The organism is Collinsella sp. AM12-1 (genome assembly GCF_003472325.1).
In the GTDB taxonomy this organism is placed as follows: domain Bacteria; phylum Actinomycetota; class Coriobacteriia; order Coriobacteriales; family Coriobacteriaceae; genus Collinsella.
Genome location: NZ_QRLS01000016.1, coordinates 30,467 through 41,649, shown reverse-complemented (window position 1 = coordinate 41,649; position 11,183 = coordinate 30,467). Strand labels below are relative to the sequence as shown.

Here is an 11,183-nt window from a genome sequence, read left to right as displayed (position 1 = left end):
ACATTAAGTGCTCTCCGGCTCGTGCGGAACTCGCGATCGACTTCATATGCCGCCGCGCGGCCGGGGCGAACGCGGGTCCAAGGTTGTCAAAAAAGCGGTCGGCGCGCAGTGCGCCGACCGCCGATATATGGGGTCTGATAATTTTTTACCAGCTAGGACCTCTTACTCGTCTAGGAGATCTTCTGGCATGTCGTTGCCGTCGCCTAGGTCGACTGGGGCCTCTTCGGGGGCAGAGCCGTTTTCCGTGGCTTCACCTTCGGGCTTCTCTTTGGCGGCCGTCATGCGGGCCACGGCGCAGATGCGGTCGTTGTCGTCGACGGTCATCATCTTGACTCCCTGGGTGGCGCGGCCAGTCTGGCTGATCTCGTCGGTCTTGACGCGAATGACCGTCGCGCCCTCCGTCACGATGAACAGCTCGTGCTGCGGGCCCACCGTCTTCATGGCCGCGAGGTTACCCTTACGCTCGGTCATTTGGATGGTGTAGACACCCTGGCCGCCGCGATTCTGCTCCGGGTAGTCCGCGACCGGCGTGCGCTTGCCGTAGCCGCGCTCGGTGATGACGAACAGATCGCCGTTGCCGTTAGTGACTTCCATACCCAGAACGCTCACGCCGTCCTTCATACCGATACCGCGAACGCCGCTGGTATCGCGGCCGGTGGCGCGCACCTGCTCCTCGGAGAACATGATCGCCTTGCCCGCGGTGGTGGCCAGGATAATCTTGTCGCCCTCGCGCACGCGGCGCACGTTCAGCAGCGCGTCGTCGTCACGCAGGTTGATAGCGATCAGGCCGTCGCGACGGCTGCGGTCATATGCGCTCATCACGGTCTTCTTGACCATGCCGCTCTTGGTGGCAAACATCAGATACTCGTCGGCAGGGAACTCACGGCAGCTGATGACGCTCGCGATCTTCTCGCCCTCCTCGAAGGGCAGCAGGTTGACGATCGCGGTACCGCGCGCCTGGCGCGTACCCACCGGCAGCTCATGCACCTTCAGGCGATAGACCTTGCCCTTGTTCGAGAAGAACAGCACGTACTCGTGCGTGGACGCGATGAACATCTCGTCGATGACATCGTCCTCTTTGAGGTTGACGCCCGACACGCCCTTGCCGCCGCGTTTCTGGGCGCGGTAGGCGGCCACCGGGATGCGCTTGACATAGCCGGTGTGGGTGATGGTCACGACCATGTCCTCGTCGGCAATGAGGTCCTCGACGTCCAGGTCCTTCTCGACCTGGCTGATCTCGGTGCGGCGCTTATCGCCAAACTTCTTGGAGATCTCGCGCATCTCTTCCTTAATGACGCCCAGGATCTTCTCCTCGTGCGCCAGCAGGTCCTCGTAGTAGGCGATGGCGCGGCGCAGGCCGTCCAGCTCTTCCTGAATCTTGTCGCGCTCCAGGCCGGTCAGGCGGCGCAGCTTCATCTCGAGGATGGCCGTGGTCTGCTCGGGCGTAAAGCCAAAGCGCTCGATCAGGCGACTGCTGGCCTCGGAGTCGGTCTGCGAGGAACGAATGATGCTAATGACCTCGTCGATATGGTCGAGAGCCATCAGGTAGCCCTCGAGGATATGCGCGCGGGCCTGGGCCTTCTTAAGGTCGAAGCGGGTGCGGCGGGTGACGACGTCGACCTGGTGGTCGATGTAGTGCTGCAGCATCTCGCGCAGGCTCAGGCATTTGGGGACGCCGTTGACGAGCGCTAGGTTGTTGGCGCCGAAGGTCGTCTGCAGCGAGGTGTACTTATACAGGTTATTGAGCACGACCTGCGGAATGACGCCCTTCTTGAGCTCGATGACCAGACGGATGCCCTTCTGGTTGGACTCATCGCGCATATCCGAGATGCCCTCGATGCGCTTGTCGTTGACGAGCTGGGCGATCTTCTCCTGCAGGGTGCCCTTGTTGACCATGTAGGGGATCTCGGTAAAGACCAGGCGGTTGCGGCCGGTCTTGGTGGACTCCACGTGAGCCTTGGCGCGCACGGTAATGGAGCCGCGGCCGGTCTCGTAGCTCTGCTTAATGCCGGCGCTGCCCATGATGATAGCGCCGGTGGGGAAGTCCGGACCGGGCATGATCTGCATGAGCTCGTCGACAGTGGCGTCGGGATTATCGATCAGGTAGCAGGTTGCCTCGATCGCCTCGGTGAGGTTATGCGGGGCGATATTGGTGGCCATGCCGACGGCGATGCCCTGGCTGCCGTTGACCAGCAGGTTGGGGAAGCGCGCAGGCAGCGCCTGAGGCTCGGCGAGCGATTCGTCGTAGTTGGGCTGCCAGTCGACGGTATCCTTCTGCAGGTCACGCAGCAGCTCCATGGCGGGCTTTGCCAGGCGGCTCTCGGTGTAACGCATGGCAGCGGCGCCGTCGCCGTCGATGTTGCCGAAGTTGCCGTGGCCGTCGATGAGCGGCGTGCGCATGGAGAACCACTGCGCCAGACGAACCATTGCCTCGTAGACCGCGAAGTCACCGTGCGGATGGTACTTACCGATAACTTCGCCGACCGTCCAAGCGGACTTCTTGTGCGGGCGGTTGGGGTAGATGCCGCTCTCGTTCATCGCATACAGGATGCGGCGGTGCACCGGCTTTAAGCCGTCGCGCACGTCCGGCAGGGCGCGCGCCGTGATGACCGACATCGAATACTCAATAAATGACTGCTTCATCTCGCGGCCAAACTCCGAAATCTGGAGCTGGCCACCGTTGATATCCTCGCCGGCCGAGGCGCCGCGATCGACTTCGCCAAAGCTCTCCTCGAGCTCACCGTCGTCGTCCTCTTCCTCGTCATCATCGGCATCGGGGTTATAGGCATCCGGATCGCCGTCCTCGCCCTGCTCAGCACGGGCAAGCAGGCGCTTCAGATCGTCGGGCATGCCGGCATCGCCGGCCTCGCCCATACCCTCGTTATTGTTGATATCGTCTGCCACGTTACCTCCTCTTAAGCGTCAAGGAAGCGTGCATCATGCGCATGCTTCTCGATGTACTCGCGGCGATAGCCGACCTCGGAACCCATCAGCTCGCGCACGGCGCGGTCTGCCACCACGGCATCCTCGATCGACACGCGCTGCAGGATGCGGGTCTTGGGGTCCATCGTCGTTGAGGCAAGCTGCTTGGGATCCATCTCGCCCAGACCCTTGTAGCGCTGGACGGTATAGCCCTTGCGCTTCTTGGTGATCTTGCCGTCCTTGGCCTTGCCGTCCTCGTCGTTGTCGTCGGGGTTCAGGCCCAGACTCTGGATGGTGTCGCGCAGGATCTCGTCTTCGGGCTGGCGGCCGTTGGGATACACGTAGTGGATCTTGTTGCGCACCTTAATGCCAAAGATGGGCGGGCAGGCAACATAGACGTAGCCGGCATCGATCAGCGGACGCATGTACTTGTAGAAGAACGTCAGCAGCAGGATGCGGATGTGCGCACCGTCGACGTCTGCATCGGTCATGATGATGATCTTGTGGTAGCGCGCCTTGGTGATATCGAAGTCGCCACCGTCGCCGGCACTCGTCGTGACGCCGCAGCCGATCGCGGTAATCAGCGACTGGATGGTGTCACTCGAGAATGCGCGATGGTCACCAACGCGTTCGACGTTCAGAATCTTGCCGCGCAGGGGCAGAATCGCCTGGATGTCTCGGCGACGGCCGTCCTTGGCCGAACCGCCTGCCGAGTCGCCCTCTACGATGAAGAGCTCGGTCAGCTCGGCATCGCGCACCGAGCAGTCAGCGAGCTTACCGGGCAGGGACGCCGTCTCGAGCAGGCTCTTGCGGCGGGTCGCCTCGCGCGCCTTGCGGGCGGCGTTGCGCGCCTTGCAGGCCTGTTGCGCCTTCTTGACGATCTCGCGGGCGGGCTTGGGATGCTCCTCCAAGTAATCGGCGAGGCCGTCGGTCACGATCTTGAGCGTGAGCGCGCGCATATAGGAGCTACCGAGCTTGGCCTTGGTCTGGCCCTCAAACTGCGGATCGGGCAGCTTGACCGAGATAACGGCCGAAAGGCCCTCGCGCACATCGTCGCCGGTCAGGTTGGCGTCTTTTTCCTTGAGCAGGTTCTGTTTGCGCGCGTAGTCGTTGATCACGCGGGTGAGCGCGGTGCGGAAGCCCTCAAGGTGCATGCCGCCCTCGGGAGTGTAGATGTCGTTGGCAAACGACATGACGTTCTCGCCGTAGCCGCTATTCCACTGCAGGGAAACCTCGACCTCGCCCATCTTGGCCACAGGCGCGTCCGGGTCCGATTTGCCCTCGATGTAGATGGGCTCCTTAAAGGCCTCAGGGACGTCCTTGCCCTCGTTGAGGAACTTGACGAAGTCGATGATGCCGCCCTCGTAGCAAAACTCCTCCACGTGGGGAGTCGCCTCGCGCTCGTCGGTCAGCACAATCTTAAGGTTCTTATTGAGGAACGCCGTCTCCTGCAGACGGTTGTGCAGCGTATCGAAATCGTAGATGCAGGTCTCGAAGATCTCGTCGTCGGGCCAGAAGGTGACGGTGGTGCCCGTCGAATCCGAGGTGCCCACGACCTCCATCTTCTTGACGGTCTTGCCGCGCGAGAACTCCATCTCGTAGGTGTTGCCATCGCGACGAACCTGAACGACCACGCGCTTGGACAGTGCGTTGACGACGGAGATGCCCACGCCGTGCAGGCCGCCCGAGACCTTATAGGCCGAGTTATCGAACTTACCGCCGGCGTGCAAGATCGTCATAACGACCTCGAGCGTCGGGATCTTTTTAACAGGGTGCTCGTCGACGGGGATGCCGCGCCCGTTGTCGACGACCGTGATGGAGTTGTCGGCGTGGACCGTCACCTGGATCTCGGTGCAGAAACCGGCCATGGCCTCGTCGACGGAGTTGTCAACGATCTCCCACACCAGGTGATGCAGACCGCTGGCGCTCGTCGAGCCGATATACATGCCCGGGCGCTTACGAACGGCCTCGAGACCTTCGAGAATCTTAATCTCGCCGCCATCGTAATCGTTTTCGTTTGCCACACGTCCTCCTTCAGTCAAGAAAATGTGTACAGCCTTACTAGTTTATCGTAAAAAAATACCCTCGGGAACGAGGGTATTTGGCTCTACAAGGCCACCAGATGCGATTTAAGGCTCTTTTTTGCTTTGCACGCCCTTGGCCCACTCGGCACTGGCTCTCATGGCATTCTCGAGGGCCTCGCGCAGTTTTTGGTCTTCGATGGGCGCCACTTGGCGCTCGATCTCGGTACGCTCGGCCTCACTTAGGTCGGCGTGCGGGGCCGGCGGTCGCTCGGTCGTCGCCGGGCGCAGGCGCTCCTTGGCGGCGGGCGGCGTGTGACCGGGCGCGGTGGTTTTGAACACCAGGCCGTCCACATGCGCACCGGCGCGCTCCATGCGCGCACGGATGATCTCGCGCAACAGCGTCATTTCCTGCGTCCACGAGGGCGAGTCGAGATACACCAGCAGCTCATTGGACTCGGGTAGGTAGCGCAGCCCCGTCACATGCCGTCCCTCGCGCGTGCCCGAGCACACCGCGTTCCATGCGCGATAGACCGCGCGCGACTCCTCGGCGGCCTCCATCTGCGCACGGCGCTTAGGCGTTGCAGCCGCCAGGATGCGCTGGCGCTCTGCGTTCAAAAATCCACTGAAGGCGACTGTCTCGCTCTCGCGCTCGTAATTAGCACGTCTCACCCATGCTCACCACCTTGGCTCGATCAAGCAGGTCATCGGTAAAGTACCCCAGGTTGGTCGTAGTTATGACCGTCTGGATATCATCGCCGATCAGCCGCAGGAAAGCGCCGCGACGCTCGCCGTCGAGCTCGCTCATCACGTCGTCCAAAAGCAGCAGCGGGGCGGTGCCCAGGACATCGCGAGCCACGGCCACCTCGGCCACCTTCCAGGACAGTACCAGCGTGCGCTGCTGTCCTTGGCTGGCAAATGAACGGGCGGAGCGACCCGCCACGGTGAACTCGATCTCGTCGCGATGCGGTCCCACCAACGTCACGCCGCGGCGAATTTCCTCGTCGGCATGCTCGTCAAGGGCGGCCAGCATGCGCTCGTACGCCCAACCCTTCAGCTCTTCGCGATCCTCGACCTGGGGCAAATCCCCCAGCGTGGACGCATAGGTCACGTTGGCAGCCTCGCCGGACGCCACTTGCCCGTAGGCAGTGTGCACATGGCCCGCCAGCCGGTCGAGTAGGGCCAACCGGTGCACGAGCAGGGCCGAGCCCGCGCGAGCAATCGAATCGTTCCACGCGCCGAGCATCTCGCGACAGCACCAGGTCTCCTTGAGCAGGGCGTTACGCTGGGTCACGCAGCGCCCATAGGTGCTCGCAAGATCGGCATAACGCGCGCTCAGCTGCATGCCAAAGTCATCGAGGGCGGCGCGGCGCACACTGGCGCCTCGCTTAACCATGTCCAGATGGTCGGGGCAAAACAGCACGCTCGGCAGAATCCCGCGCACACCGGCGGCAGAGCATCTCTTGCCGTTGCGACTAAACGAGCGCTTACCGTCCTCCGCGCTCAATCCCATATCAAGCACGCGGCCGTCGCCCTCGAGCCTCAGCTCGATCTTGCACGAGCCCACGCCGTCATGGACGAGCTCGGCTGCGGTCGGATGCCTAAACGAGGCGCCGCTCGTCAGCAGCTGCAGCGCCTCTATGAGATTGGTCTTTCCCGCCGCGTTGGGTCCCGCAAGTATCGTCACGCCCTCGTCCAGGGCAAGGCGATAGCTATCGAAGCTGCGGTAGTGCGCGACGGAAAGATCGCGGGCGAACATGGTCATGGCGCAGCGCTAGATGCGGACCGGCATGACCAGGTACAGGTAGTTGATCTTGTCGTAGGACTTGAAGATGCCCGCCTGCGAGTAGCTCTTGAGCTCCAGCGTGATCTCCTTCTCCTTGGACAGGGCATTGAGGCAGCCGAAGATGTAGTGGTAGTTGAAGGCGATGGTACCCGACTCGCCCTCAGCCTCGACATCGATCGTCTCCTGCGCAAGGTCCTGGTCATTGGAAATGGAGGACAGGCCCATCTGCCCGTTCTCGACATCGATCTCGAACTTGACGGCGGGGTTGGCGCTCGCGATAACGGCCACGCGCTTGAGGGCGGCGTTAAAGGCGGCGACATCGATCTTGACGCTCGTCACGCACGAATCGGGGATGAGCTGCTTGTAGTTGGGGTACACGCCCTCGATGCGACGCGACACGTAGGTGGTGTTGCCGGCCTCGAAGACGACCTGGGTGTCGGTAGCCCCGATCATGATGGTCGCCTGGCTGGCCATGATGTTCAGCGCGTCGTTAAAGGCGTCAGCCGGAACGTTGAGCTCAAAGGAGCCCTCGAGGGTCGAGGTCTCGACCTGCGTATCGCACACGGCCAAGCGGAAGGAATCGGTCGCCACCAGGCGTACGGTGTTGTTCTCGACCTTCATGTGCACGCCGCCCAGGATGGGGCGAGCCTTGTCGGTCGAGGTGACGCGCCACACGCGGCCGACCATTTCGGACAAGACATCGGTCGGCAGCTCCACGGCACTCTCGATGGCATAGGCCGGAAACTCGGGGAAGTCATTGGCATCGAGCGTGTTCAGCCTAAAAGAGCTCTTCTCGCAACCAATCAGCACCTGGCGCTCGGACAGCTCAAAGGTGACCGGGGCATCGGGGAGGGTCTTGGTGATATTGGAGAGCATCTTACAGGGGATAACCATCTCGCCCTCTTCTTCGACATGCGCCGCGATGCGATGACGGATCGAGATGGTGTAGTTAGAGGTCTGGAATTCCAAGATGCCGTCTTGGGCCTTAACGAGCACGCCCGACAGGATGGGGAGGGTGGATGCCGAAGCGACACCCTTCATAACGACGCCGATGGCTTGTGTAAGCGAGCTCTGGCTGACGGTGAACTTCATCTTTTAATACCTTTCTATAGATATAAATATCTTAATAATAGTAATAGCACTGACGAAACTGTTGATTACTCCCAAAGACGCAGGTCAGACCCAGAAAGAGAATCGACAGCAACCTGTGTGCAACAGGGGTGGTTTTCCACGTTCAAAACCTGCGCAAAACTTTTCATCACCGCAGGTTGGGTTTTAGACACCTTATGCCCGTGGTTTCGACAAGTTTTCAACAGGTGTCTCTATTTCCCTACGAGCGCAGTGTAATTTTATCGCGCAGCGACTTGAGGTCTTCGGTGACGGTGCGGTCTTCCTGGATCATCTTCTGGACCTTTTTGTAGCTCGTACTGACGGTCGAGTGGTTGCGGTTGCCAAATTCGGCGCCCACCGCCGTGGTCGTCATCTCGCACATCTCGATGGCCAAGTAGATAGCGATATGGCGTGCTTTGGCGATATTGGCGTTGCGACGCGGGCCGATGAGCTCCTCGTGCGTCACGCCGTACTGCTCTTCGATGACGGACTGAACCGTCTGGACGTTGATCTTTTTGGCCGATGTGTCGAAGTACTGGCTGGCGATGGCGTCGATATCGTCAAAGGTGAGCTCCCCGCCCTCGCGCTCGCGGTCGCCCGCCTCGCCGGCGCAGCGCTCGCAGAAGCTCTCGAGTTCGCGGATGTTGGTGCCCGAGACCTCGGCCATGTGTTTAAAGTGCTCGTCGGTCAGGTGCCCGCCGTCGCCCCCATAGGCCGCCAGCAGCGAGTCGTCGCCTGCCTCGGGAGCGGCGACGATGGTGTTCTCGTAATAGCGCTGCAAGATCTTGTATTTCATCTCGTAGCTGGGCTCTGCGACCAGGCAGAGCATGCCGGCGTTGAAGCGGCTGGTCAGACGCTCGTCCATGCTCAGGTCCTTGGGGGCGCGGTCTGCCGCGATGACGACCTTCTTGTTGTTGCGGATGAACTCGTCCATGAGCTGGAAAAAGTAGTCCACGCTCGCGCGCTTGCCGATGATGTTTTGGATGTCATCGATGATGAGCACGTCCACGCCGTGGTATGCCTGCATGATAGGGGCGTTGCTCTTCTTTTGGCGGTCGAACTCGGTCATCAGGTCGTCCAGATATGCCTGGGAGTTGGCATACTTGACCTTGATCTCGGGCGACTTCTCGGCGAGCTCGTTTTTGATGGCAAGCAGCAGGTGCGTCTTGCCCAGGCCCGATTTGCCGTAGATGAACAGCGATGTGCACGTGCCGCGCTCGTCCGCGAGGGCGGCAAACTTGAGTGCCGAGCGATAGGCATGGCTGTTCTCGGGGCCGTAGACAAAGTTCTCAAAGGTAAATTTTGAGTTCGCGGCGAGCGGAGCTCCATCCGCATTCTGCTCGGCCGGTACGGTCGGTGCTGGCATGGGTGAAGCGGGGGTCGCAGCTTGCGTGGACTTAGTCGGCGCTCCGCCCTTCATCTGGTTCATCATGCGACGAAAATCATCGGCCGAGAGCGTGTTCTTGATTGCAATGCCCGAATCCGCGCCCGCCGTTGCGTCGTGAGCGATGGGCATGTGCGTGACGGGTGCGTTCGTTGACGTCGCCGCCGCGGTCGGCAACGGTGCCATGGTTTCACGGGAAACATCGCTGTGCTGGTGCCCGATTGTCGGCACGTCGCCTGCGGAGGCCGGCGCCGCCGGGGAAGCAGCGGGGGCCGTGGCGGGCGCCGTCGCGGCAGCGGATTCCGTCGCGGCGCCTTGCGGTGCCACGACGTCGAGCGCAATCGGTGCAAAGGCGATTTCTTCCAGGTAGGCCTCAATGGTCGGCTGATGCTTTTTGAGCTGCGCGATGGCAAAGCGCGAGGGGGCCTCGATCGTGAGCGTATCTTCGGTTAGGCTTATGGCGCGCGATTGCCCCAGCATGTTGATGAGGCGTGCATCTTGGCCGTCGCGCTGGCAAAAGGCGATGGCATCCCCCAGGATGATGCTTGCTTCCTCGTCCACTATCTCTCCCGTTCTTTAGCTCTGAGCTCGCACGCGAGCGGCGCCGAGTTCGGTCAGATGGTATTTCTGGCCATGCTTGATGACCAAGCCGGCCTGCGCCAAGTCATTGAGCGTGCGTGACCAAGTGGGGGCCGAGTTTCCAAACGCCCTCGCCAGATCGGTAGCACCGCACGCTTGATTTTGCGCCAGATAGCCCAGCGCGGCGTTGCCGCGATCGCTTACGAACACGTCCGGTTGTGGCTGCGCATACTGATTTGCTGCATTAGGATACATCATTTGAGCTGCTGGTTGTTGAGAACTCTGCATCGGCGGCATTTGCTGTTGAAAACTTTGAGGCCACTGTTGGTAAGGCTGCGGAGGCATCTGCTGGGCCCAGGGGTTGTACTGCTGCTGCGGCATCTGCTGGTACGGCTGCTGATATCCCTGCTGGTACTGCTGCGGGAACTGCTGGCCATACCCCAGTGGCTGCATCTGCTGATATGGATATCCCTGTTGGTACGGCTGATAGCCCATTTGCTGGCTACCCGGTGCCCCCGTCGCCTGCTGCATTGCTGCTGTATCCTGATCCGCCAGCGGCATGGCCTGTGGCACGTTTGGCGGCATCGACATCGACGCCGCCTGGGGCTCTTGTGTAGGAAGCATTCCGGGCTGCTGCATCTGTCCCACGCGGGGCTGCATCTGTTGCGTTGCCATGGGCTGCTGCGCAAAAGCTCCCGGCAGGGGATATGCGGGCTGCTCCGTCTCGGGCCGCACGGCAGCACCGCGCCCGCCGGCGCGTTCGATTTCCTGCACGCGTTTAGGGTCCAGGCTTACCGTAACCACGGTGCCGTTGCCCATATTGTCCTCGATGGACACGGCCCCGCCGGCGTTTTCCAAATACTCCTGCACCATGGGAAACCCTGCTCCTGTTCCACGGATATAGCGCTTCATCTTGCTGTTTGCGCTGGTAACGCCAAAGTCGAAAGCGCGCTCCTTGTCGTCGATGCCGGGTCCTTGATCAGCAAAGCGGATGGTGTCTCCGCCGTCCAGAATCGAGATGATGGGCTCGGCAAAGTGTGCGTGGATAAAGTTTTCGACAATCTCGCGGATGACCATGAGCGAGATATGGCCACCTTGTTCTTTCATGCACTGGTAGACGGTGTTGGTCGTCTCTTCCAAATACGTGCGGACATCTTGCGGATCAATGACGATCACACGCGGTGTCGACAGCATGTCGTCATAGACGGCGATGCGCGCGGCGTACATGGCTTTTGGCGCCTGCGTGGTCGTCTGCTCGCCTTCCTCACGCTCTTCGCGCACGCCGGTGATGTGCTCGTTGTCGGGTGCCGGGTCTCCGGAATCGACCATGGTGTAAAAGTCGTCAGACATGCCGCTCGCAATCTTTCAAAAGGTTTCGAAC

The 11,183-nt window shown here is 61.2% G+C and carries 7 protein-coding genes; all 7 read right to left on the bottom strand.

Features of this window, described 5'->3' with window-relative positions:
• Positions 1-162: 162 nt before the first annotated feature.
• The 7 genes from gyrA to DW136_RS08160 all read right to left on the bottom strand — a co-directional run bounded on the left by gyrA (position 163) and on the right by DW136_RS08160 (position 11,152).
• Complete coding sequence (gene gyrA, locus DW136_RS08190) at positions 163-2,874, bottom strand: DNA gyrase subunit A (RefSeq protein ID WP_199580218.1); 2,712 nt, start codon at positions 2,872-2,874, stop codon at positions 163-165.
• Between the two features lie 41 nt (positions 2,875-2,915).
• Positions 2,916-4,946 carry a DNA topoisomerase (ATP-hydrolyzing) subunit B gene (gene gyrB, locus DW136_RS08185; RefSeq protein ID WP_117769723.1) on the bottom strand — a complete coding sequence of 677 codons (2,031 nt, stop codon included), beginning with the start codon at positions 4,944-4,946 and terminating at the stop codon, positions 2,916-2,918.
• A gap of 105 nt (positions 4,947-5,051) precedes the next feature.
• A complete protein-coding gene (locus DW136_RS08180; RefSeq protein WP_118260018.1) occupies positions 5,052-5,615 on the bottom strand; it encodes a DciA family protein in 564 nt (187 codons plus the stop codon).
• The gene (locus DW136_RS08175; protein ID WP_117806590.1) at positions 5,602-6,708 is read right to left on the bottom strand and encodes a DNA replication/repair protein RecF; all 1,107 of its coding nucleotides are present in this window, start codon (positions 6,706-6,708) and stop codon (positions 5,602-5,604) included. The genes DW136_RS08180 and DW136_RS08175 overlap by 14 nt, the downstream gene beginning before the upstream one ends.
• A gap of 9 nt (positions 6,709-6,717) precedes the next feature.
• A complete protein-coding gene (gene dnaN / locus DW136_RS08170) occupies positions 6,718-7,821 on the bottom strand; it encodes a DNA polymerase III subunit beta (RefSeq protein WP_099432409.1) in 1,104 nt (367 codons plus the stop codon).
• 238 nt (positions 7,822-8,059) lie between these two features.
• Entirely contained in the window at positions 8,060-9,784 is a 1,725-nt protein-coding gene (locus DW136_RS08165; RefSeq protein WP_118289387.1) for a DnaA ATPase domain-containing protein, read from the bottom strand.
• Positions 9,785-9,799: 15 nt separating this feature from the next.
• Entirely contained in the window at positions 9,800-11,152 is a 1,353-nt protein-coding gene (locus DW136_RS08160) for an ATP-binding protein (RefSeq protein ID WP_118256742.1), read from the bottom strand.
• Between the last annotated feature and the right edge of the window lie 31 nt (positions 11,153-11,183).

What these genes read in the sequence shown, in the direction of transcription:
- DW136_RS08160 (WP_118256742.1), bottom strand. Translation starts at nt 11,152, where the DNA reads ATGTCTGACGACTTTTACACCATGGTCGATTCCGGAGACCCGGCACCC.
- dnaN (WP_099432409.1), bottom strand. Translation starts at nt 7,821, where the DNA reads ATGAAGTTCACCGTCAGCCAGAGCTCGCTTACACAAGCCATCGGCGTC.
- gyrA (WP_199580218.1), bottom strand. Translation starts at nt 2,874, where the DNA reads ATGGGCGAGGCCGGCGATGCCGGCATGCCCGACGATCTGAAGCGCCTG.
- DW136_RS08175 (WP_117806590.1), bottom strand. Translation starts at nt 6,708, where the DNA reads ATGACCATGTTCGCCCGCGATCTTTCCGTCGCGCACTACCGCAGCTTC.